General features: G+C 33.8%; 19 protein-coding genes. 8 read left to right on the top strand and 11 right to left on the bottom strand.

Annotated elements, in window-relative coordinates:
* Positions 1-26 precede the first annotated feature (26 nt).
* Positions 27-662, top strand: coding sequence for a rhomboid family intramembrane serine protease (locus ACJJVJ_RS02795; protein WP_405368828.1), 636 nt, complete (start codon positions 27-29; stop codon positions 660-662).
* A gap of 14 nt (positions 663-676) precedes the next feature.
* Here the strand turns inward: ACJJVJ_RS02795 and ACJJVJ_RS02790 are convergent, their stop codons facing one another.
* Positions 677-1,792 (bottom strand): redoxin domain-containing protein, encoded by a 1,116-nt coding sequence (locus ACJJVJ_RS02790; protein WP_405368826.1) that lies wholly within the window; start codon positions 1,790-1,792, stop codon positions 677-679.
* A gap of 112 nt (positions 1,793-1,904) precedes the next feature.
* Here ACJJVJ_RS02790 and ACJJVJ_RS02785 point away from each other — a divergent pair, with 112 nt between their 5' ends.
* Positions 1,905-4,274 carry a GAF domain-containing protein gene (locus ACJJVJ_RS02785; RefSeq protein ID WP_405368824.1) on the top strand — a complete coding sequence of 790 codons (2,370 nt, stop codon included), beginning with the start codon at positions 1,905-1,907 and terminating at the stop codon, positions 4,272-4,274.
* On the opposite strand, the gene ACJJVJ_RS02780 is transcribed toward ACJJVJ_RS02785, so the two are convergent.
* Complete coding sequence (locus ACJJVJ_RS02780; RefSeq protein WP_104515058.1) at positions 4,255-5,454, bottom strand: Pycsar system effector family protein; 1,200 nt, start codon at positions 5,452-5,454, stop codon at positions 4,255-4,257. The genes ACJJVJ_RS02785 and ACJJVJ_RS02780 overlap by 20 nt on opposite strands.
* Before the next feature lie 40 nt (positions 5,455-5,494).
* Here ACJJVJ_RS02780 and ACJJVJ_RS02775 point away from each other — a divergent pair, with 40 nt between their 5' ends.
* Positions 5,495-9,211 carry a metallophosphoesterase gene (locus ACJJVJ_RS02775; RefSeq protein WP_405368822.1) on the top strand — a complete coding sequence of 1,239 codons (3,717 nt, stop codon included), beginning with the start codon at positions 5,495-5,497 and terminating at the stop codon, positions 9,209-9,211.
* 66 nt (positions 9,212-9,277) lie between these two features.
* On the top strand, positions 9,278-9,451 hold the full coding sequence (locus ACJJVJ_RS02770; RefSeq protein ID WP_170034541.1) for a hypothetical protein: 174 nt from the start codon (positions 9,278-9,280) through the stop codon (positions 9,449-9,451).
* A gap of 6 nt (positions 9,452-9,457) precedes the next feature.
* Here the strand turns inward: ACJJVJ_RS02770 and ACJJVJ_RS02765 are convergent, their stop codons facing one another.
* The 8 genes from ACJJVJ_RS02765 to ACJJVJ_RS02730 form a co-directional block, all read right to left on the bottom strand.
* Positions 9,458-9,637 (bottom strand): hypothetical protein, encoded by a 180-nt coding sequence (locus ACJJVJ_RS02765; RefSeq protein ID WP_405368820.1) that lies wholly within the window; start codon positions 9,635-9,637, stop codon positions 9,458-9,460.
* A gap of 252 nt (positions 9,638-9,889) precedes the next feature.
* The gene (locus ACJJVJ_RS02760) at positions 9,890-10,471 is read right to left on the bottom strand and encodes a hypothetical protein (protein WP_104515055.1); all 582 of its coding nucleotides are present in this window, start codon (positions 10,469-10,471) and stop codon (positions 9,890-9,892) included.
* A gap of 7 nt (positions 10,472-10,478) precedes the next feature.
* Positions 10,479-11,564, bottom strand: a complete 1,086-nt coding sequence (locus ACJJVJ_RS02755; RefSeq protein ID WP_405368818.1) for an OmpA family protein — start codon at positions 11,562-11,564, stop codon at positions 10,479-10,481.
* 62 nt (positions 11,565-11,626) lie between these two features.
* Positions 11,627-12,028, bottom strand: a complete 402-nt coding sequence (locus tag ACJJVJ_RS02750) for a thiol-disulfide oxidoreductase DCC family protein (protein ID WP_104515053.1) — start codon at positions 12,026-12,028, stop codon at positions 11,627-11,629.
* Positions 12,029-14,209: an endonuclease MutS2 gene (locus ACJJVJ_RS02745; protein WP_405368816.1), complete on the bottom strand. Its 2,181-nt coding sequence runs from the start codon at positions 14,207-14,209 to the stop codon at positions 12,029-12,031.
* Between the two features lie 284 nt (positions 14,210-14,493).
* Positions 14,494-15,114, bottom strand: a complete 621-nt coding sequence (locus ACJJVJ_RS02740; protein WP_405368814.1) for a hypothetical protein — start codon at positions 15,112-15,114, stop codon at positions 14,494-14,496.
* Between the two features lie 117 nt (positions 15,115-15,231).
* Positions 15,232-15,705, bottom strand: a complete 474-nt coding sequence (rlmH, locus tag ACJJVJ_RS02735) for a 23S rRNA (pseudouridine(1915)-N(3))-methyltransferase RlmH (protein ID WP_405368812.1) — start codon at positions 15,703-15,705, stop codon at positions 15,232-15,234.
* Between the two features lie 308 nt (positions 15,706-16,013).
* Entirely contained in the window at positions 16,014-18,989 is a 2,976-nt protein-coding gene (locus tag ACJJVJ_RS02730) for a VIT domain-containing protein (RefSeq protein WP_405368811.1), read from the bottom strand.
* Positions 18,990-19,185: 196 nt separating this feature from the next.
* Here ACJJVJ_RS02730 and nadC point away from each other — a divergent pair, with 196 nt between their 5' ends.
* The 4 genes from nadC (at position 19,186) to ACJJVJ_RS02710 (ending at position 22,060) form a co-directional block, all read left to right on the top strand.
* The gene (nadC, locus tag ACJJVJ_RS02725; protein ID WP_104515047.1) at positions 19,186-20,052 is read left to right on the top strand and encodes a carboxylating nicotinate-nucleotide diphosphorylase; all 867 of its coding nucleotides are present in this window, start codon (positions 19,186-19,188) and stop codon (positions 20,050-20,052) included.
* Entirely contained in the window at positions 20,045-20,977 is a 933-nt protein-coding gene (locus ACJJVJ_RS02720) for a YihY/virulence factor BrkB family protein (RefSeq protein ID WP_104515046.1), read from the top strand. Before nadC ends, ACJJVJ_RS02720 begins: the two co-directional genes overlap by 8 nt.
* Positions 20,978-21,004: 27 nt before the next feature.
* Complete coding sequence (locus tag ACJJVJ_RS02715) at positions 21,005-21,568, top strand: chalcone isomerase family protein (RefSeq protein ID WP_104515045.1); 564 nt, start codon at positions 21,005-21,007, stop codon at positions 21,566-21,568.
* Positions 21,569-21,634: 66 nt separating this feature from the next.
* Positions 21,635-22,060 (top strand): DUF2147 domain-containing protein, encoded by a 426-nt coding sequence (locus ACJJVJ_RS02710; protein WP_405368808.1) that lies wholly within the window; start codon positions 21,635-21,637, stop codon positions 22,058-22,060.
* Between the two features lie 20 nt (positions 22,061-22,080).
* Here ACJJVJ_RS02710 and ACJJVJ_RS02705 read toward each other — a convergent pair whose 3' ends face one another.
* Positions 22,081-23,388, bottom strand: coding sequence for a DUF2254 domain-containing protein (locus ACJJVJ_RS02705; protein WP_405368806.1), 1,308 nt, complete (start codon positions 23,386-23,388; stop codon positions 22,081-22,083).
* Positions 23,389-23,430: the final 42 nt, after the last annotated feature.

Genomic DNA, 23,430 nt, shown 5'->3' with positions numbered 1-23,430 from the left:
CTATCTTGTATCTTATAAATTTAAACATGTACAATCTAGATATAGTCACTATAGTTGTAATAGCTGCTAATTTAATTATTAGCTTCAAAGGATTTCAAGATTATAGTTTTAGAAGTAAATACCTTTTCAATATTGCAGGAATAGAGAGAGGTGAGCAATGGCGCTTTTTTACGAGTGGTTTCTTGCATGCAGACCAGCGTCATCTTTTCTTTAACATGTTGACACTATTTTTCTTTTCTGGTGCAGTAGTCAAGGAATTAGGCGATATAAAATTTCTAATTATTTATTTAGTCAGTCTTCTAGGAGGTAATTTTTTGAGCTATTTATTTCATAAAGATGAGTATCACTATAGCGCGCTAGGTGCTAGTGGTGCGGTTTCAGGAATTATTTATAGCGGTATTCTTCTAGATCCAGGAATGACTATATATTTTGTACCAGGTTATGTTTTTGGAATTGGATACTTAATATACTCCTTCTATGGAATGAAAAAATTAAACGATAATATAGGGCACGATGCTCATTTTGGTGGAGCAGTAGCCGGTTTTATACTAACATTAGTTTACGATTTTGATGTAGTGTACACCAATACCATCACCGCGATAGGTTTACTAGCCGCGATAATTGTATTGTTTATTTTAATGCGATTTACAGGAAATCGCTAGATACCCAGATTCTATTAGTTTAAAAGCTCCTCTAGTTTATCGTGTAATTGCTGTCCTCTAAGATTGGTCTCTATAATAATTCCATTTTCATCTAGTAAAAAGGTAGAAGGAATAGCACTTACATTATATAATTGTGCTATCGGTCCAAAGTACTGCAACCTAGAAACGTGATTCCAGTCCATTTTATCTTTAATGATAGCAGCTTTCCATGCCTTATCACCACCTTTACGATCTAGAGATACACTTATGATGTTAAAACCTTTGTCGTGGTATTTGTTATAAGCTGCCACTACATTAGGATTTTCACGTCTACATGGTCCACACCAGGATGCCCAAAAATCAATCAATGTAACTTTACCTAATACTTCATTAAGTTTGATCATTTTACCATCAGGATCTGCTCCTTCAAAGTCAGGGGCTTTTGCTCCTATAGCTACAGACTCTTCCTTACTTAAATACATATCAATTCTAGTAGCCATTAAAGAATTTTGAATACTAGGGTCAAAGGTGTTGTAAAGTTCACGAGCACCTTTAGAATCTACTAATTTGTTTTTAAGTAATTCACCTAAAATCATAGGAGCAACGATACTCTTATTATTAGTAGTTATTAAATTTGTAGAGTACGATTTAAAATCTAGCTCTGCCGCCATCCATTGATTATTAACACTAGTCATGGATTCTACATCCTGACTTTTCATAGCTGTAGATCTTTGTGTATTAAAAGACTTTGCTTTTACAGTATACGCAGCTTGTTTAGATTTAAAATCTTCTAGAGCCTTGTTAGAGGCACTACCGGTTACTTCACTAGCAAATAGAGAATCCTTCTTTACGTTTACTTGGATATTTTCATTTTTAATTAAAAGAACGATGTTTCCCTCACTACCATCTATGGTAAGGAACCTCATTTGTTCTGATTCTAATTCTTCTTTTTTGTCAAAGAAGAATTTCTCGTTCATTACAATGTTGGTATCTACAGGAATGGAACGACCGTTTTCATCCAGTGCATTCATGTAAACACGCATACCGTTTGCTACTCCAGGTGCGTTACCATCTATAAAATGCGTTTCTTTTGCTTTTTCATTACATTGGTTTATGGCAAAAAAGGTGAAAAGAATCAGTGCGTACTTCATGAAATTGGATTTTCGGCTAAAATAATTGATTTATGTGTAAAGTACTGGTTAAAGAAATCAAAAATTAACACCATAATCTATGGTGATTAAAGAGATAAGGTATCTTTGTAATATGAGAAGAAATTACGACGGTGGATATATGAATGTGAACTTAACCTTTAAAAAGGTTGTAGATCAGTATGTCACTCGTTTACAGCATGAAGAGAGTAATTTTAAGAAATTATACATCTCGTCTATACTTCAATATGTAGATGAGCATGAAGAGCTTGTTAATGGTATTCAAGAAGATGAGCTTGCTATACATAAAGAGTCTATTAATGTTTTACTCTCAGATCTTTTTCCAGCAGCCCTGACTCTTAATGAGATAAAAGCAGCAACCATACCGTTTTCTGATATTTTATTTAATAAAACAGAGCGTCTTAAAAATATATTTAAAGATGCTGGAGAAGATTTTAAGCTGCTCATCATGACAGATAACTCATTTGACACTTTTAGAATGTCTTGTGGTGTTATACTCAATCAGTTATATGGTAAATCTATTGATTTAGGTAGACCTATATTAATAAAAATACCTGACGCAAATGGTGTTAACCGAACATATCGCGTCGCTTATAATGCAGATTTTGTAGATATAGAATTAAACGATGAACGTTATCGATTATCTGAAAAAGACATAAAAAACCTCCTTAGATCTCCTGATGATGAAGAGTTATGGAAAAAAGGTTTTCCTAAAGGTAGTTATACTTTTAATGGCTTTGGTATCGTTAATTTTACTGACGTTACTATGGATGCCGCAATTTCTGACTTAAAAACGGTTCTCTTAGATTCTACTAATAGTAAGAAGGACCAGACAGAAAAAATGGAATCTATTTTTAGAAACATTTTTAACTTAGAAAATCTACGTGTAGGATTTACGTCTTATGATAATTATGATAAAACATTTGAGTCTGTAGGTTATCATGATTCAGAAAGTTTTTTACTTGCAGACAGTCATGAGAAACACTGTGATAACGCTCTTTGTGCACATAGTTATCAACTCTTAATAGAAGAATTTGAGCCGTTAGTTATCACTGATGTAGAAGATTATGGAGCAAAAATTCAAAATAAATTTCTAACAGATAATCTGCTTAAAAACGATATTAAAAGTGCTATTTTTTATCCTATTACAAAGTCAAAAAAGTTAATAGGAATACTAGAAATAGTCAGTAAAAAGAAATTTGCTCTTAACAGTTTTAATGTCATAAAAATAGACAGTATTGCTGGCTATATTAAAGCAGCTTTGATACGTACAGAGCAGGAATATGAAAACAGTGTAAAAGCGTTAATACAGACAGAGTGTACTTCTATACATTCTAGTGTACAATGGAAATTTGAGAGAGAAGCTCGTAGAATATTAAAAGCTCGTGCTCGCAATTCTCAAAGTGAATCTTTTAAAGATGTAAAATTTGAAGATGTACATCCATTATACGGCCAGATTGATATAGTAGGTAGTAGTGACGCTCGCAACGAGGCTATTAAATTTGATTTACTTAATCAACTCGATAAGGTTTGTGAAATATTCGCTTTCGCGAAAGCGTATGAAAAATTACCCATCTACGATCAAATCTCGTATCGTGTACTAGAATATCGCAAAGAATTAGAAAGTGGCAGTATAGATGCAAATTCTGAAAGAGATATCATTAAGTTGCTTACAGAAGAAATAAATCCTGTAATGGAACACCTCATGCAATTATCTCCTAAAATTGTAGAGATGGTAGGTGATTATCAATTAGAAATAGACGAATCTAGTGGTGTTATTTATAAAACTAGAAACGATTATGATAACACTGTACAAGCGATTAATGAATCTCTGTCTGCATGTATAGATAGAAGACAGTTAGAAGCTCAAGAAATATTCCCTCACTTTTTTGAGCGTTTTAAAACCGATGGTGTAGAACATAATATTTATGTAGGTAGTAGTGTTGCTGTAGATCAAGAATTTAACGTTGTTTATTTATACAACTTGAGATTATGGCAATTACAGACCATGATAGAGATGGAGAACAAATTCTATTCGGTTCAAGAAAATTTGCCTACCGTAATAGAGGCGGCTAGTATGATTTTAGTTTTTGATAACACACTAAGCATCAGATATCGTATTGATGAAAAACGTTTTGATGTAGATGGTGCTTACAATGCGCGTTATGAGGTGATCAAAAAGCGTATAGATAAAGCTAATATTAAAGGAACCGATGAGCGCATTACCCAAAAAGGTAAAATCGCTATCGTTTATACGAATAAAGAAACAGAACGTGAGTACATGCGTTATATTAGTTTCTTACAGTACAATAATCTTTTAGGTAAAGAAATAGAACACCTCGAACTAGAAGATGTTCAAGGTGTTGTAGGATTAAAAGCGTTAAGAGTAAATGTACTTTATGACGTGAAGGTAGCCAGTGGGACACTTACTTATGAAGACCTTGTTAAGGAATTGCATTTGTAAATTGTTCAAAATCTGTTGTGTAGAAAGCTAGTATAAAAGCGATTACACTTGTTATGATACCTACCATAAAGATGGTGTACGTCCATCTTAATAAAGTATACTTTCTGTTCAATACCAGACCTAATAACCATAAGTCTTTAAGCAAAGACTGGTAAACTTCTTCTTTATTATCTAGTAAGCCCATTATTGCTTTTTCATATCTCTTAAAAGGGACTTTATGAAAATTCCCGAAAAAGAGTAGGTTTACTTCGCGTTTTTGAACTTGCTCATCTGTAAATTCTCCACTCGTTACATTAGGACGTGTAGACATAATAGAAAGAACAATGCTCGCAACAGAAAATAATATCAAAACTAGAGTAGGCCATAATAAATGACGGTTAGATATTTGATCCAGCTTAGGGATAATGTTTGCTAGAGCTAGAGATATAATAATAGCATTTACCGACAGCAGTATGTTTGCCTTAGTGTCTGCAATATCACTTAACTTGATGTGATTACGTAACGTGGTTCTAAAAAGAGTCTGTATAGCCCTTTCTGGACTCTGGTTTTTAAGGTCTACTTTTACCTGTTCCTTTTCAATCTTATTTTTCTTTTTCTTTTTGGCTTTAATAAGGTCAAGTAGGTTGTTATTTTTTGCGGTATTCCAGTTTTTAATCGCATAAGCGCTGTAATAACGGTGCTTTTCTGTAAAAACCTTTATGTTCTCTTTGCGCCATTGTTTACCAGTATAGTCGCGACCTCTTAGTTTAAGTTCGCGTTTTAATAACTCACTAGTTTCATTATAATAATCCTTAGCAAAGTGTGATGCGTCTGCATCTCTAATAATTTCTTCTAGAGGACATTCAGGAACACCGCTAAATTTAGTCGCTAGAATAAGTCTTTTAACAAGGTCTATAGAGTTTTGATCTTCATTTTGTTCTTTTAAAAACTCCTCAGCGATGCGCGCGCTTTCTTCTTCATGTCCTTCAGCACCTTTAATATAACCGGTATCGTGCAGCCATGCTGCAAGTAGAAGTCCTTTTTGCTCTTTAACATTGATTTCAGAATTGTCGATTATTTCCTGTGTACTTTTAACAACTCGTCGAGTATGTGTATAATTATGATACACATATTTTTCATCGAGATGGTTTTTTAACAGATTTAATACAAAATCGTCAGTAATTTTTAAAATATCGCTCATTCCTATTGTTTGGGCTAAAATTAATATGATTCTCAAACTTATGACTAAAAATAACATTCTTTTATTATTAATAGCAATAATTATTACTGGATGTGCCAGTTTTAAAGCTCAATATAAAGAAGAGATTCAAGAGCAATTCCCTTCTGGGCTAGAAATAGAAAAGTCATTCTATCTTATAGGTGATGTAGGTAAGTCTCCCATAGGTGGTAAAAGTGATGGTTTAATAGCGCTAGAAAGTTATATTAAATCTCAAAAAACAGAGAATGATCATCTTATATTTTTAGGTGATAATATCTATCCAGTAGGTATGCCAGAAAAGGATACCGAGTTTAGACCTGTTGCCGAAAATCATCTGAATGCTCAAATAGATGTGGCAAAAGTATTTCAAGGTTCTACAGTTTTTATACCAGGTAATCATGACTGGTACGATGAAGGACTAGATAATGTAAATAGAGAAAAAGATTACATAGAAAAGGCGCTGGATAATAAAAATATTTGGGAACCTAAAGTAGGTTGTCCTATTAATAGTATTGACATTAATAAGCAAATTCAACTTATTATAGTAGACAGCCAGTGGTATCTTGCAAAATGGGATGATCACCCAACTATTAATGATAACTGCGATCAAATTAAGACAAGAGAGCAATTTTTCTTAGAGATAGAAGGCGAGTTAAAGAAAAATCAGGATAAGACTATAGTTTTTGCATTACACCATCCATTATTTACTAACGGTGTACACGGTGGGCAGTATGCAGCAATTAAGCATTTATATCCATCACAGTCTGCATTACCTATTCCTATTTTAGGTTCACTAGCCACACAAATTAGAACTAGTGGTGGTGTTAGTGCTCAAGATAAACAGAATAAGAGATATCAAGAAATGACTAATAGAATTACTACTCTAGCGAGAGCATCTGCTGCGCCTAGAATAATTTTTGCTAGTGGTCATGAGCATACTTTACAGTACATAGAAAATGATGGAATACGACAGATAGTTTCTGGTAGTGGTGCAAAGGAGAGTTATGCAACCCTAAGTAATGACGGTTTATTTTCTTACGGTGGTATGGGATTTGCTCGACTAGATGTTATGAAAGATGGCAGTAGCTGGGTGCGATACTATGGTTTTGAGAATGGAAAAGAAAAGTTGCTTTTCACTTATGAGGCTATTAAAAAACCAGTAGAGTTTGATTTAGAGACATTGCCAGATGAGTATCCCGCTTTCGCGAAAGCGAGTATATACGATCAAGAAAGAGTAGAAAAAAGCGCAGTGTTTGAATCTGTCTGGGGTAATAAATATAGAGATCTTTACGGAACTAAAATCAATGCAAAGGTTGCAATTTTAGATACCTTAAAAGGTGGGCTAGTAGTAGAAAGAGCTGGTGGTGGTCACCAAACTCGCTCTTTGAGACTCGTTGCAAAAGATGGAAAAGAATATAATCTAAGAGCACTTAAGAAAAGTGCCGTGCAGTTTTTACAGACTACGGTTTTTAAAGAAAACACCGTAGCAGAATCTTTTGAAGACACGACGGCCGAAGATCTTCTTTTTGACTTCTATACCGCTGCCCATCCATATGCGGCATTAACATTGCCTAAATTAAGTGATGCAATAGGCGTGTATCATACCAATCCAGAAATTTATTTTGTGCCTAAACAAGAGGCTTTAGGAAATTACAATAACGATTATGGAGACGAGCTTTATATGCTTGTAGAACGACCAGAAGAGAATCAAAAAGACATTCCTAGTTTTGGGAAATCTGACGATATAGAAAGTACCGCAGATATTTTTGAGAAAATAAGAGAGGACGAAAAATACAAAATAGATCAAGAAGCATTTGTGAGAGCGCGTATGTTTGATATGTTATTAGGAGACTGGGACAGACACCAGGATCAATGGAGATGGGCACAGTTTAAAAAGGATGGAAACAGTACATTTAAACCTATTCCTAGAGATAGGGATCAGGTGTTTTCTAACTTTGATGGTGCTTTATTTGCAACTTTAAGAACTATGATAGGTATAACTAAACAGTTTGCTACTTATGACGAAGAGTTAGATAATGTAAAATGGTTCAATAGTGCAGCATCTTACCTAGACCGCAGTCTTGCTCAAGAAGCAGACAGAGACATGTGGATAGAACAAGCACAATTTATACAAGATAATTTAAGTGACGAGGCTATAGAAGCTGCGTTTAAGGAACTTCCTGCCGAAATTTATCCGGATGAATCCACACAGAAGATTATCAATAACATGAAAATACGTCGTGGTAATATTGTGAAAATTGCTGAGCGTTATTATGACTATTTATCAGATCTAGCTATTGTAACAGGTACAGATAAGGATGACTTTGTAGTTGTAGATAGAGTAGAAGACGGAAAGACTAGAGTAACTATTTTTAGAAATAAAGATGGTAAAAAAGCTGATGTCGTTGTAGATCGTTTATTCCTTGCGGAAGACACAAAAGAGATCTGGGTATATGCACTAGATGATGATGATATAATAGAGGCCGTAGGAAGTGGTAAAGACCGTATAAAAGTTAGAATAATAGGTGGACAAAATAATGATATTTATAACCTAGAAAATGGAAAGTCTATTTCTATTTATGATCATAAAACTAAGAAGAACACTTTTACAGATAAAGGCGGTGCTAGAGTTAGATTATCTGACAGTTATAACAGAAACTTGTACGACCCACGCAAGAGTATTTTAAAATCAAATGTACTAACACCAGCTATAGGCTTTAATCCTGATGATGGTTTTAAAATAGGTGTTCAAAATACATTTACTGTAAACGGCTTTAACCGCAACCCTAATACTAGAGTACATCAAATAAGAGCAGGTTATTACTTTGCTACAGAAGGTTTTGATATCAACTATAATGGAACATTTGCAGGTGTATTTAATCAAATGAATCTTACGGTAAAAGCAAGGTTCTCGAACCCAACGTTTGCAGAGAATTTCTTCGGTTTTGGAAATGAAACGGTAAACCTAGACGATGATTTAGACTTTGACTTTAATCGTGTGAGATTAAGTGAGATCTCTGGTGGAGTAGGTGTTAGCTATAAAGGAGAATACGGTTCTAATGTGAAAGGTGGTATAGAAATACAGAGTTTTGAAATAGAAGAAGATGAAGGTAGATTCTTAGAAACTCAATTTGCTACGCCAGAGGAAGATCCTGAGTTTTTTGAACGTAAGTGGTTCTTAGAATTAAATGGAGGTTACAATTATGAGAGTTATGATAATAAATTGAACCCAACACGAGGGATGATTTTTGACATAGTAGCAGGAATAAATGCAGATAAAGATGACTTAGGAAATACATTTGGTTTTATTAAACCTAAACTAGGTTTCTATAATGCATTAAACCGCAGCCGTAGTCTAGTTCTTAAAACGCTTACACAAGCTACTTTTAATATAGGTGACGATTACCAGTTTTATCAAAGTGCTCAAGTAGGACAAAATAATGGTTTAAGAGGTTATCGTACACAACGATTCTCTGGAGAGAGTGCTCTTGCTGGTAGTGCAGATGTAAGATATAGTTTTAACGAGTTTAAGACAGGATTTGTACCGTTGCAAATTGGAATATTCGGTGGAGCAGACGTAGGTCGTGTGTGGCAAGATGGTGAGAGTAGTGATAAATGGCATAACGATTTCGGTGGTGGTTTTTGGGTAAACAGTTCTAATGCAATAGGTGCCACATTTAATTTATTTACTGGAGAAGATGGACTGAGGTTTAGTTTTCAAGTAGGATTTAGTTTCTAGATTCAGAATTTTAAAATTATAACAAAGCCTTCTCGGTAATTATCGAGAAGGCTTTATTTTTACCGTATGAATAAAAAAGGATCTATTTATATGATCGCTCTAGGCAGCATCATAGTTTTATTAGGTGTTGTCATGTACCTTACTGAGATATTAGGAGCAAAGGGTATGATAATAATAGGCTTTCTCACCGAGCTAGTAGGAGTTTACTATTACTGGCAAAATAAGAAAACAGAAAAGTAGTACTTTCTATTTACTGTGAAAAGGAGTTTTATCTACAGGTAAATCCAGTTGCTGCAACACATTATTTAATTTTAAAAGTGAGGACTTTTCTATCCAGTCTGTTTTAATTTTAAACTCTTTATCTTCGGTAATTAAGGTGTAATCTTTATTGAATTTTTTAATCCAGATGACATCGCTTAGATTCATTTTTATAGGAATCCCAAAGGAGTTTAGCTTACCGATTTACTTTGTATAGTAAGATACTGACCCCATAAGCCGTATAGAAAATAGCTTATAAATAATAACCCAAATAATAGTTGCATATAATGCGTCCACCAGATGTTATCTTGATAGAATAAGTTTGAGATACCTAGTAATGAGAAAACTAGCTCTATTAGTAGGTATCCATAGAGTTTGTTTATTTTGTACTTGGATTTTAATAAGTAGATGTATTTAAAGTTATACTTCCGTACTGCTCTGTTTACTTGTCATTAAATCTCTAGCCTGTCCTTTCCAGTCGTCGCGGTGTATTCTACCAGGAAAAAACTCAATCACTTTAGTTATTGCATTGATATCTGCATCAGTCATTTGAGCTAGTTGTGAGTAGTTATAAATACCTATTGTATTTAGTTTCTCTTCTACAAAGCTGCCTATACCTACTATCTTTTTAAAATCATCTGCTTGTGATTTATCTCCTATGCCTATGTTAGAGAAGTCTATCGTTTTATTAGCCATTTCCGTTTTTACTTCTTGGCTCAATCTACCAGCACGTTCTCTGGTTTTCATAGCTCTTATTTTACCAGGTTCACTTATATCTGCTATTTCTACACGATGCAAGTCGGTGTCATCTGGATTTGTAATCGTGTTCTTAGCTGTAGTAATAGTGCTGGTAATAGTCTTTTCTTGAGTATACTCTTTGTTCACAACGGCAGCAGTAGTATCTATACCAGATTTTCCAGAAAGAAAACCTATTATAAATGCGCCTAACATCATTAAAAAAATGACCAGAAGTAGACTGCTGTTATTTTCTATAAATTCCATAACTACTTTATTTAACTTTTAAAATAACACACTTACTACTACCGCTGGCATTTACGGCTTTTTCACCCATAGATATTGATTTAATTTTATAAGCAGGTATACCAGATTGAGCAACTATACGTTGCGCTGTTGCAGAATTTGCTTTTGATATAGACATATTATCGATAGCGTTACCTACAGAATCTGTATAAGTATATATTTCAATTTTCTTACTTGGGTTATCCTTAAGATAGGTTTTAATTTGACTAACATAAGAAGTAAAAGACTGGTTCCCATAAAAGTAATCTCCTTGATAACCAGAGGTGAATTTCTTATAAGCATAAGGACCAGTAGGTCGTGTAGTCTGGACAGTTATTTCTTTATTTGCAGGCGCAGTAGAAATACTAGAAGTAATAGGTAAGGAATCGCTATTGTTTATGCGCATTAAAATACCACCATTTGCTTTACCATTTACATAATTGATATCTTGAAAAGAAGCATTAGTATGTAATCTAGATCTATCGATACCTATTCCTACCAGTAACTTTTTTAGATACTCTGCACGCTGTTTACCTAGAGTAGACGGTTCTTCTGGAGAGCTATAGCCGGTAATGGTAAGTGAAGATTCTTTGTGTAGACTTAATATTTTTTTGATCTCCACGCCATAATTTATACAACCGTATGGAATTTTTACTTTATTGCGATTTTCATAAATTAAAGCAAATAGATTACAAGGTACGAGCACTTCTTTTGCTTCATTAAATACAGAGAACGGTAATGCCTCATATTCGGTAGAGGTTTGTTCTATATTTAAATCGTTTTTAGTGTCTGTTTTAGTTGAAAGACTTACAGAATCATTTGTAACGATACTAGGTTTTACAACTACAGTATCTATTGTATTTAGCTCTTCTTTAAAAGTTGTTTCTTCTTTTGGTTTTAAAGAGGTAATCTCAATAGGATTTGTAGAAATAGAGGTGCTTTTATTTACTGTATCATTTAATGCTGGTACATGCACACCATCGCTTTTTAAATCACCTAAGAAATAACCCAATACAAGTAGGCAGCCCATGCAATAGAGTAGGAATATTAATAATCCAGGCCAAAAATTTTTCACGTAAATATATTTGCGCTAAATATACTATCAAACCGTTAAATAATTAACGTTTAGAAGAGTTTCTATAGGAACTTAGATGTTAAATTTGGTGTAGGAATCATGCAACTCTCTTTTTTACCAAACCATTTATAGCGATTTCTAGCAATAAAATCATAAATTTTGTCAGATATAAAACTAGGTACGATCTTAAACACGTAGAGTATTGGCCACAAATGATTTAAATGTTTTGCAATGTTTAATGCGGCATCCGCTTTCGCGAAAGCGGAATCACCACTAACCAATACGATAGAATCTATCTTAGAAGAATCCATATGATGTTGAGAAAGTAACTCTTTTCCTATATCGCTATCTAATGGTGCAAATCTAAAACGATCCTTTCTATCACGTTTTATAATAAATAAGATGGCACTATTGCAAAGATTGCAAACCCCATCAAATAATACTATATCATGATTGCGTTCCATTTATTTCCCTACTTTTTCTAGTTGTTCTAGAGCAACTAAAGTCGTGAAAAAGCCATAATTAACCGTTGCTTTTCCTTTTTCAATCTGGTCTATGGTACCTATAGATTTAGAACCAGAAAGTCGCACGCGGTCATTTAATTTTAAGACTACATCTGGTACCTTTTCTTCTTTTACTTGAGATACTTTGGCTTTTATCTTTTCGGTTCTTATTTTTTGAACCTTTTGTATTACTTCGTGTTCTACCTGTTTTTGTTTCCCTTTTTGTTGTTTTGCAGCTTTGCGGTTAGGAGCAGCCTCTTTTTTTGCAGGTTTACGTTTTACATTTTCTGTAATGACCAGCTTCATAAGCTCGTCTAGTAATAGCTTTTTCTTTTTGTTGTTTTCAAAAGCTTCTGCCAGGCCATCAAATTTTTTACCTAGTTGAATATAACGCTGGTAACCGTCATAGAGTTCTTGAAAATCTTGCAGTTTTTGCTGCACACGTTCTTGTGTATCTTCTAGTTTATTAGCACGCTGCGTTGCTTTTACCTCTTTATTTTGTAGGCTCTCATTATTGCGTCGCAGGTTAGATCTTTCTTTCTGTAAAGCTGCGATAGACTTGTCAAAACGTATTTTGCCTCGTTCTACTTTTTTCTTTGCCTTATTAATTAACGAATAAGGAATACCATTCTTTTGTGCTACTTCAAAGGTAAATGAGCTACCGGCCTCACCTAATTGTAACTGATAAATAGGCTCCAAAGTTCTAGAATCAAAGAGCATGTTTGCATTAGTCATTTCTGGCAACTCGTTTGCAAGCATCTTTAAATTTGTATAATGCGTGGTAATGATACCATAGGACTTGCGGCTGTTTAACTCTTCTAGCATACTTTCTGCCAGGGCGCCACCTAGTTCTGGGTCAGATCCTGTACCGAATTCATCGATTAAGAAAAGCGTTTTATCGTTGGCCGTTTTAAGAAAACCGCGCATGTTTTTTAAACGATAACTGTACGTACTTAAATGGTTGTCAATACTTTGATTATCACCTATGTCTGTAAGTACGTGCTCAAAAACGCAAATTCTACTTTTTTCATGTACCGGTATTAACATACCAGTCTGTATCATTAATTGAAGTAAACCTATAGTCTTTAAAGTAATGGACTTACCACCTGCGTTAGGTCCAGAAATAACTATAATTCTATTATCTGGAGCTAGTCTTATGGTTTGCGCATAGGTAGTCTCGCCACGCTCATTATTTGCTACCCATAATAAAGGGTGATAAGCGTCTACCAGTTCTAGTTCTTGATGGTCTACCATCATGGGTAAACATCCTTTTATTTTACGACCATATTTAGCCTTTGCAGCTATGACGTCTGTATGAGTAAGATAGGTTCTGTACTCTTCAAATTCTGGGATAAAGGCACGTAAAAAATCAGTCAGTTCTTTAAGAATTCTCTGGATTTCTTCTAGTTCTTCTATTTCTAATTCTGACAGCTTTCGCGAAAGCGTTAACACGCGTTCTGGTTCAATGTAGGAGATGCTTCCAGTCTTAGAGCTACCCATCATTTTACCTTTTACCTTGCGTCTGTACATGGCTTTTACGGCCAGTACACGGCGGTTTTCTACTACAGATTCTCTTATTTCATCTAGATAATCCAGTTGTCCATAATGACTTAGTGCCTGACCAAAGCTACCGTTAAGCTGGCCTCGCACGGTATTCATCTCGCGTCTAATGTTTTTTAAATGTGGTGATGCGTCATTTTTAATATCACCAAAACGGTCCATAACGAGATCTACCTGTGTAGGTATCATATCGTTATAAGTAATGTGTTCTAGACGCTTGTATAATTGTGGGAAAAACTCTTGTAGTTTCTTAAAGAATTTAATGTGCTCGTTTACGGTACGTGGTAATACGGCTAGTCTTCTTATACTTTCTTTATCCAGGGTACTGTTATCGATGCCTAATAACTGTAGCTCTTTTTCTATCAGATCAAAGCCATGATTAGGTATGCGATGCTCGCTAGAAAAAGACCATAAATACTCATTAGTAAAGGCTAGTTCTCTTTCTATTAAGAAGCGTTTTGTAAAAGGTTTTAAAGTAGTAATGGCAGTTTTACCATCTTCTGTAATACAATAAGTGCTAGCCTGCTGTAGTACTACATCAAATTCTAAATCCTGAATTGTTTTGTTAGATATTTTTCTCATAAAAGTCTTACAAAAATAAGCTAGGAAGGAATGGTTCTAGCGGCATTTTACAAGAAATTAAGTAAAGAGTTGAGAAAATGAACTCGAACTTTAAAGAATGTCGAATATTGAATAATGAATTTTGAAGTTTAATGGCATTTGATTAAACAGTAAGGTTATGGGCAGTAAAAGTGAAGGCTTAAGACTTAGTAGTTATAGAATATTTGAGTGAAAATAATTTCCAATATTGATTAAGAAATATAGAATAATAAGTTTCTAAGAAACATTATATCATTATTATAGGTTTAATACTTTTCTTTATTTTCTTTTTTCAACCTAATTAATGAAAATATTAAGTGAATATTCGGTATAAATAATATTAAAATGATAATTATTCCTGCTCTAAAATTTATCTCATTAAGTAAATTATATTGATAACTTCTATTTAAATTGTTCAAAACTGCAAAAATTATATAAATAGAAAGTGGTAATAAATTTATCCAAAAAAACAATTTTTTAGTAAGGATAAAATTGTCCCTTGATAAATTAAAAGATTTCTCTTTGCTAATTATAGTCATAACATCTAAGAATAATATAGTACCTGATAAAAACACTAGTAAAAGAACATTTTTGAAAAAACTTACCCATGCAATCATTGGAAATATCAAAAAATTTGAAATACTATAAAAAATATATAATATAGAAATAGTTAAGATATAGTTCATTTTGTTATTGAAAGAAGGTTCTTCTACTTTGATTTTAGAAATTTTCAACAGACTCAGATAGATCATAATACTACCTATAAAATCATTCAAGATGTCAAATTTGATACCTACTCCATTTCTCGTTGACGAGAAGGAAAAATCTAAGGCCACTAATAAAACTCCCCAGATTATTAGATTAAAATTTTTGAATTGTGGTATCATGATTATGATATGAAATTATTGATATTTAAAATAATTAGATAGTAGACTTCAAAATAATACCTTTTAAAAACTTTATTTTCATGATTTCAGGGATGATAAAATTTCAATACTGTAAACCTACTCATGATGATAAGGTTCATTTCTCAAAATGGTAAATGCTCTGTAAATTTGTTCTACAGCAAATAAACGGACCATTTGATGAGAGAAAGTCATGTCGCTTAGGGACAATTTAGAATTTGCCCTAGAATAAACGTCTGGAGAGAAACCATAAGGACCACCGATTATAAATACCAATCTCTTTAAACCAGAAACACTTCTTTTATTGATCAACTCTGCAAATTGCATGCTGGTGTACTTCTTGCCTTTTTCATCTAGTAGGGTTACAAAATCACTCTTTTCTAGCTTGTTTAAGATCAATTTTCCTTCTTCGTTCTTTTGTTGGTCTTCGCTTAGATTCTTAGTCTTTTTAAGATCTGGTATGATCTCAAGATCAAAATTAATGTAATGACCTAATCGGTCTACATACATTTGAGTGAGTTGGTCTATGCGAGAATCGTCTGTTTTACCTACGGCGAGAAGTGTAATTTTCATGTTGCAAAGTTAATGGAATAGTTTTTTTTAATTACAATTCTAAAAGCTCCTTTCCTTAGAAAGGAAAGGTGGATTTGGCGCGCAGCGACAAAGACGGAAAGGTTGATGCGGTGATTTTTGGAATCCAAACAAATTTTATCCATAAATATAAATTGTTAAGTTATGTACTACCACCTTTCAACCACTCCTGATTTGCAGCTTTGCTGATAAATCTGTCCTCGCCTTTTCTAAGGCGAGGAGCTTTTAAAAAGTAATTGGTGATGTCAATATTTTATGGAGAACCTATTTAATAAGCTGAATCAAATACCTTAAATAGTAATTTTCGCAACAACTTCTATATCGTCTTTGTGTGTTAAACGTATTAATTTAAGCTCTTTAGTTTCGTTAGGTCTCCCATAATTTCTGATTAGTGTGATTTTCATAAAAGTAGGATTCTCTACTTTTTGATAACGATCTCCATAGTATTTTACTTTGATGTAATAATCTCCTTTTTTGGCTTGACTTAGTGTGAATTGCTCTGGACCAAAACCTTGAGTCATGTCTTTGCTTAACTGTCCGCCCATTTTTGTATTAGGATGACTGTAAAAACATTCTTCTAGATTAGGATCTACGATGTGTAAATCTATATCGGTATCGTTATGATTCCAGTCTACTAAGATTCTAAGATCATAGGTTTCTTCTTTTAAAAGTTCTTTATTTACTGTTACATCTTTTAAATCGTCTTGGTATTTGCTTGCTAGCCTTTTAAGCTCTGTCCTAGAGATGCTTTCCATAGAAGGAAATACTCTGCGATTTCCATTTTCATAGATTTCACCAGTAATAATATCGTGGTATAAAGCATATGCTTTATTGCAAAGTCCAGCAGTTTCATATGCAATCGCGAGATCTCTGTAAGATTGAGAATCTTCTGGACGCAATTCTAATACACGATTAAAGATAAAAATAGCTTCATATAATTTTGCTTCCTTTTCTAACTGATAACCATAAACTTTTAGCAATTCATAATTGTCAAAATCAATCTCTGCCACGTTGGATAGAATACGGTCTGCAAAAAGGGTATTGTTTCTTTCTTTTCTAAAAAAGTTAGCTACATCTATAAAATATGCAGGCTGTTCTTTATAATCTTCTCTGTTAGTCAAATACAATTGATAGGCTGCTTCTATACTGTTAGTAGCTCTCAATGCTGTTAAATAAGGAACTTGCACTTTTCTATTGGATACTACCAGCTGTTTTAATACTTGCTTTTTGCGTTCTTGCTCTGCTCTAAATCGATTCTGTCTATTGGTTCTACCGGTGTTCTCATCTTGCCCTGAAACGACAACTATTTCATCTAACTCTGGCTCGGTTTCTAACGATCTTGGAGCTTGCATGTCTGGAGCAGCTTCGTAGTCTTCTGAATTTATTAATCCGCTAATTGTACTCGTTTCTCTAACTTGAATATTACTATTAGCTCTTGGCTGTCCAGAACTTGATTCAACATGTATCCTTGATACTTGACCTTGTAATCTTTGGATTACGCTAGAGTTAGGTCTGTCTACAATTTCACTTTGTATAGGAGCATCTCGAGGTGACCAGTCACTGACTTCTTTCTTACTTTTAAATTGAACTTTATTATTTGCCATAGCTATAGAATCTCTTTTCATTTGTGCGATGGCTAGATCGTATTCCTGCTTTAATTCGGCAGGCGGTTCTATTTTATACCTTAGGTAATCACGTACTTCTTCTAGAACGATAAGAGAAGTATAATCGGTAACGAGTTGGTACTGTACAGCAAGATCTGTTATTGCTTTTTTGTTCTCTTTTTTATTTAAAGCAAGCTCTGCGATTTTTTGCTGTGCCCAGTATTTTTTAATCTGGTTTTGGTTATTTAAATCCTTACTTATTTTAATGGTTTTTCTTAAGGTTACCTTTCCATTATATCCATAAAGTAGATCTATAGATTCTCCTGCATTTACATTTTTACCATAAAGACTGAAGTTATTATCAATAAACTGAGTCGCTCTAGGTAATATTTCTATTTGTTTATTATTTGACGCATAACCTAAATATTCTAACGACTGATATTTAATCATATCATAAGCAGCTGCAGTATCATCAGTAACAAGATTTATGTAATTACCACTAGATGCTCGAGTCCACTCTTTTAATAATGGTGTATTAGATTTTTTTAAACTATTAATCACAAATACTGGTGCATCTTGATAAAAGTCAGAATTGCTCAGTGTTTTTAAACCATCGGTAAATAGGAGGTAAGCATCTGTTTTAGATGTTTTAACTATTGTGCCGTAATCTGTACCACCATCATAAGTTTGATTTTTTAAGATCTCTTTTATATTATTCCATTTTCCATTTCTAATTTTGATACCAGATAAATTGGTCATTATTTTATTACTAAAAATCTCTAGGTTTACTTTAATATCTTGATTTTCTTTAAAGAAAAGATCTAAAAAAGCGAGCTCTTTTTCTATCTCACGATCTTTCATAGATAGTGATGCATCCCATAAAAGAGTTACTTCCTTCATAGAGGCACGTTTCTTTTTTAAGTTAGAAAATGTCTGGTAATAATAGAAATGATCTCCAGATACCGTTAGTTGATCATTTTGAATATCTGTAGGTATTTTGATTTTAAGGTTGGTATCTGCCTTAAATTTTTCTAATCTCAGGTCGGTCACATAATTATGTTGCCAGTCCGTGAATTTTAACCCAGATAACTGTCCATCTACTAATAAAGGTTTTTTGGACTGGTCTAGAAACTCTATTCTTAAATGAAAATCGTCTATAGTGTTCTTGAATCTTAGCGGTAGCTGGTAATAATGTGCTTCATTTTCATAGGTAAGTTCTTGTTCGTAGGCTAGAATTACGCGTTTATGACCATTTGCAGGAATAGGATAGATGCGTGCTTTATAATTATTTCCTGTTCCTTTTTCTAATAATGCAGGATCTACACCGCGACGTACCACTTCTTCAAAGGCTATACGTCCCAATTCTTTATCTACCACTACGGCTTCTCTTAATTTGCCATTTACGTCTAGGGCAAAACGCGACACTTCATGACCATCACCTAGTGGGAAATTAAGCTCTCCTTCTAGTATTTGAGAAGTAGGATTGTAAAACAACATATCAAAAGTAGTTACCACTCGGTTACCGGTGACCTTAACATTTATATCTAATTTTGAGAGACCTACTTCTTTATCACCTACTTTAAGAACAGGAGATTGCTGTGCAGTAGTGTAAAGTGAGAATAAGAATAAAAACGCGAGAAATGTATTGCAGTACTTTTTCATAAGGTTAGGTTTTGTAGAGAAATAAGATTCTCAATTAACATGCCGTTTAATTTTGATACAATTTCTAACCTTTAAGCATTAATTTATAGCTTAAATGAGTGAACTGCCCATTTGATTGAGTGAACTATGAAAAGCATGGACCAAATATTCTAACATAATAAAGGAATGCCTTATTTTTGATATGTAAATAAACACGATGGACTACAATTCAAAAGAAGCACAAGAAGAAATTAAACGCATTATCCAAAATGCATTGAGAGAAGATGTAGGTGATGGAGATCATAGTAGTTTGTCCTGTATACCTGCTACAGCTGTAGGTAAGGCAAGATTGCTAGTTAAGGACGATGGGATTTTGGCAGGTGTCGCTTTCGCGAAAGCGGTATTCAAAGAAGTAGATCCTACATTACAGATAGACGTTAGAATAGAAGATGGTAGCCCTGTAAAATATGGTGACGAGGCATTTTATGTAACCGGTTCTTCACAATCCATCTTAAAAGCAGAACGTCTGGCGTTAAATGCCATGCAGCGTATGAGTGCGATTGCTACAAAAACTAAATTATTTGTAGACCTATTAGAAGGTACAGGAACAAAGATTCTAGACACTCGTAAAACCACACCTGGAATACGTATACTAGAAAAATGGGCGGTAGTAATAGGTGGCGGCGTTAACCACAGATATGGATTATACGACGTGATAATGCTCAAGGATAATCACATCGATTTTGCTGGCGGTGTTTCAAAAGCCATTCAGAAAACAAAACAATATCTAAAAGATACAAATCGCGATCTTAAAATTATCGTAGAAGCTAGAGATCTAGAAGAGATTAAGGAAATCCTTACTAATGACGGTGTTTACCGCATTCTTATAGATAATTTTAATTATGAAGATACTAGAAAAGCGGTAGAGTTAATAGGTGATCAATGTCTGACAGAAAGTAGTGGTGGTATAACACAAGATACTGCAAGAAAATATGCAGAATGTGGTGTAGATTTTATTTCTAGTGGTGCGCTTACCCATAGTGTGTATAACCTAGATTTAAGTCTTAAAGCGGTGCATGAGTAAAGTAAAAAAGATAGTAGACCGCATACCTGTAGTATCGTGGATAGTGGCATTAATTGACAAGTGGAAACTTCCTGGATTTGAAGGAATGACCGCTTGGGATTTATGCGAGACCTACTACTTAGGTATTGTTCAAGGAGCATTTTCTGCCCGTGCTAGTGCTATTTCTTATAGCTTTTTCATGGCACTGTTTCCTTTTATTCTATTTATACTTAACTTAATTCCTTTTATAGAAATAGATAATTTTCAAGAAGAGGTATTACTCTTTGTAAATGATTTGTTACCGGCACAGGCAGCAGGTGCATTTGATAACATTTTTAAAGAAATTGCTTTACAAGGGAATAGCGGTTTACTTACCGTAGCATTTTTAACCTCTTTGTTTCTAATGGCAAACGGTATCAATGCGATATTTAATGGTTTTGAGCGCAGCTTTCATTCAGAGTTAAACCGTGGTTTCTTTAGACAGTATGTAGTAGCCATTGCTGTTTCTATTATGTTAGTTGTCTTTCTTTTTCTAGGTGTTGTATTAGCTGGTGTGGTAGAGTACTGGATATCAGAATTGCGCAGTAGAGATTTCATGACCGAAGATTCTATGGAGATATGGCTTAAGTTATTGAGGTATGTAACTTTAATAATCATGTTATTCATGTTTATATGTACGCTCTATTACACCGGTACAAAAGATGGAAGAACCAGTAGTTTTTTATCTATAGGCGCGCTAGTAACCACATTTTTAATTATAATATTCTCATATCTATACGGTATTTATATAGATAACTTTTCTTCTTATAACGAGATCTATGGATCGATAGGAGCGTTACTTATTCTTATGGTTTATATATGGCTCAATTCTAATCTTTTATTACTAGGATTTGAATTAAATGCATCACTTAGATCATTAAAGGCACGGAATTTGAAATCTGTGTAGTATATTTAAGAACTAAAATATTTAAAAATGAAAAAATTACTTTTAGCAGTTATGGCTCTTTTAGGAACATATACTGCAACTGCACAGCAAACTATCGAAGGCGTATCTATAGAAAAAAACTTAACTGTATCTGGTCAAGAGCTTTCTTTAAATGGAGCTGGTGTAAGACAGAAATTATGGTTTGAGCTTTATGTAGGTGCTTTATACACTACAACAAAGAGTAGTAATGGATCTACTCTAGTAAGTGCAGATCAGGCTATGGCAATTACCCTGGACATTACAGATAGTAAAGTAACACAAAGTAAAATGAAAAGTGCTGTAGAAGATGGTTTCGGCGATAGCTGTACCGATAGTGAAAGAGCAGCTATTCAATCTGAAATCAATAAATTTATCGGTCTTTTTAGTGAAGCAATCGTAAAGGGCGATCATTTTGAAATCGCTTATGCTCCAGGAACAGGAACTAAGGTTTCTAAAAACGGTAAAGACTTAGGTACTATCGCTGGATTAAAATTTAAGAAAGGTTTATTCGGTATCTGGTTAGGTGAAGACCCTGCAGATGATGATCTTAAAGACGGTATGTTAGGTAAATAATCTATCTGCGACTTATTAATAAATGAAAGCCTATGTATTTTACATAGGCTTTTTAATTCTCATTAAATGAAATATTTAGTTTTTATAGTTTTTTGTGTTCTCGCTTTCGCGAAAGCGGATGCACAACAAGTTACAGGTACATGGAAAACCATAGACGATGAATCTGGCGTGGTAAAAGCTCATGTAGAAATCTATGAAAGAGATGGAAAGATCTATGGAAAAGTTGCTAAAATACTAGATAAGAATGCGCCTAAAAATGCATTATGTATCAACTGTGAAGGAGAACAGAAAGATGCACCGATTCTAGGACTAGAAATTATACAGGGTCTTAATAAAAAAGGAGACGTATATAAGGGAGGTGATATTCTAGATCCAGAAAATGGTAAAACATATACCTGTAAAATATGGCTGGATGATGATAATCCTAACCGGTTAAAAGTACGAGGGTATATCGCTATATTTTATAGAACCCAAACATGGATAAGGCTTTAAATGGATACTTACTTAATAGATCAATTACTAGATAATTGATGGTATTGAGTTTCTATGGATTCAAATTGTGTTTTTAATCGATCGAGATCGTGAGAATTTGAAATAGATTCTTCGGCATCGTGAATAAGTAATTGTGCCTGTAAGTGTAATGTAGTGTAGTAAGACTGTTCACAGGTTTCTCTACCCATGCAAAGAGAGAATAATTGCAGCAGTTTACCCATTACAGATAAGTCTTCTTTACAATACTTGCGGTAAGACGCAAAAATATCATAGATAAGATCTTCAAATTTTGTGGTGTTTAACATTATAAGAGCATCTTTATCCTCATTAAGTACAATGTTGTGATCTTTTTTGAGCATTCTTAAACGCACTAAGTCAGTTAGGTAATCAATGGTGTCTATAGCAGTCCCTGGATCATTTATACCTGGTGACATGGCTTTAATACCTATCTCTGTAATTTGTTTAAATCCTAAGGCGTAGTTATCACTTACTAATTCAGATTCTGAATAATTAAAATTTTTATGCACTTCAGTTAATTGTGTATAACTTAATTCTATTTCAGATTTAAAAAGAGCTTCTCCTTCTAGAATGTATTTCCCTTTGGTGGTGAGCATTTCAAATTTAGTTTTACAAGTCTCACATGATTTTTTCAAACCTTCTACACTTATGTTTTGTATGGTACCACTTCTGTTAGTTGGGTACGTGTACCATTTACTAGTATTAGGAAATTGGTCTTGTGATGATTGTTGTTCTATAAGAATCTGTAGTCGTTTACTAGATTTATTATATATGTTTTCTAGTATATTATTGATTTGTATGCTAGAAGAAATACTGTGAATAAAGTAAACAAAAGCTGCTAGTGCTACAAAGGCACTTATAATACCTATCAATACCGATAGTCCTGGAAGATGGTAGTCGCTACCAGATGGATCTATACCTATCACTGTTATTATATTATATAGAATGGTTGCTAGAAATGCCCCAAGAATAAACTGGTGTTTTCTATTAGATATTAAATTGGGTAGAACACGAGGTGAGTAGTTAGCCGCGGCCTGGCTCAATAAAAGCATCACCATAGAAAAGGTAAAGACTAACATAGAGATACCACCAGCTATTAAAGTGGTTAAAATGCTTCTTGCTGTATCTACATCGTTAATGATTAAAGATGGGAAAACCTCTTGAAAAGCTTTGGAAACATTCATTTCTTCGGCCCATTTCATGAATAAACCGAATAAAATAGCACTTACAGCATAAAAAGATGGGTAAAACGCAATACTACCAGTAATTGTGTTGAAAAAGGACTTGAGTCTTATAAAAATCGAATTCATATTCTTAAAAGTAAGAGTAATGTGGTTAAGTTAATCCTAATA

It is taken from the genome of Nonlabens sp. Asnod2-A12 (assembly GCF_045063745.1).
GTDB classification, from domain to species: Bacteria; Bacteroidota; Bacteroidia; order Flavobacteriales; family Flavobacteriaceae; genus Nonlabens; species Nonlabens xylanidelens.
Note: the sequence above shows the minus strand (reverse complement) of the source record. Positions and strands in the feature narration are given on the sequence as shown.

Bases quoted from the DNA above. Each gene is read 5' to 3' on its own strand.
- ACJJVJ_RS02795 (WP_405368828.1), top strand. From the start codon at position 27: ATGTACAATCTAGATATAGTCACTATAGTTGTAATAGCTGCTAATTTA.
- ACJJVJ_RS02790 (WP_405368826.1), bottom strand. From the start codon at position 1,792: ATGAAGTACGCACTGATTCTTTTCACCTTTTTTGCCATAAACCAATGT.
- ACJJVJ_RS02785 (WP_405368824.1), top strand. From the start codon at position 1,905: ATGAGAAGAAATTACGACGGTGGATATATGAATGTGAACTTAACCTTT.
- ACJJVJ_RS02780 (WP_104515058.1), bottom strand. From the start codon at position 5,454: ATGAGCGATATTTTAAAAATTACTGACGATTTTGTATTAAATCTGTTA.
- ACJJVJ_RS02775 (WP_405368822.1), top strand. From the start codon at position 5,495: ATGACTAAAAATAACATTCTTTTATTATTAATAGCAATAATTATTACT.
- ACJJVJ_RS02770 (WP_170034541.1), top strand. From the start codon at position 9,278: ATGAATAAAAAAGGATCTATTTATATGATCGCTCTAGGCAGCATCATA.
- ACJJVJ_RS02765 (WP_405368820.1), bottom strand. From the start codon at position 9,637: ATGAATCTAAGCGATGTCATCTGGATTAAAAAATTCAATAAAGATTAC.
- ACJJVJ_RS02760 (WP_104515055.1), bottom strand. From the start codon at position 10,471: ATGGAATTTATAGAAAATAACAGCAGTCTACTTCTGGTCATTTTTTTA.
- ACJJVJ_RS02750 (WP_104515053.1), bottom strand. From the start codon at position 12,028: ATGGAACGCAATCATGATATAGTATTATTTGATGGGGTTTGCAATCTT.
- ACJJVJ_RS02745 (WP_405368816.1), bottom strand. From the start codon at position 14,209: ATGAGAAAAATATCTAACAAAACAATTCAGGATTTAGAATTTGATGTA.
- ACJJVJ_RS02740 (WP_405368814.1), bottom strand. From the start codon at position 15,114: ATGATACCACAATTCAAAAATTTTAATCTAATAATCTGGGGAGTTTTA.
- rlmH (WP_405368812.1), bottom strand. From the start codon at position 15,705: ATGAAAATTACACTTCTCGCCGTAGGTAAAACAGACGATTCTCGCATA.
- ACJJVJ_RS02730 (WP_405368811.1), bottom strand. From the start codon at position 18,989: ATGAAAAAGTACTGCAATACATTTCTCGCGTTTTTATTCTTATTCTCA.
- nadC (WP_104515047.1), top strand. From the start codon at position 19,186: ATGGACTACAATTCAAAAGAAGCACAAGAAGAAATTAAACGCATTATC.
- ACJJVJ_RS02720 (WP_104515046.1), top strand. From the start codon at position 20,045: ATGAGTAAAGTAAAAAAGATAGTAGACCGCATACCTGTAGTATCGTGG.
- ACJJVJ_RS02715 (WP_104515045.1), top strand. From the start codon at position 21,005: ATGAAAAAATTACTTTTAGCAGTTATGGCTCTTTTAGGAACATATACT.
- ACJJVJ_RS02710 (WP_405368808.1), top strand. From the start codon at position 21,635: ATGAAATATTTAGTTTTTATAGTTTTTTGTGTTCTCGCTTTCGCGAAA.
- ACJJVJ_RS02705 (WP_405368806.1), bottom strand. From the start codon at position 23,388: ATGAATTCGATTTTTATAAGACTCAAGTCCTTTTTCAACACAATTACT.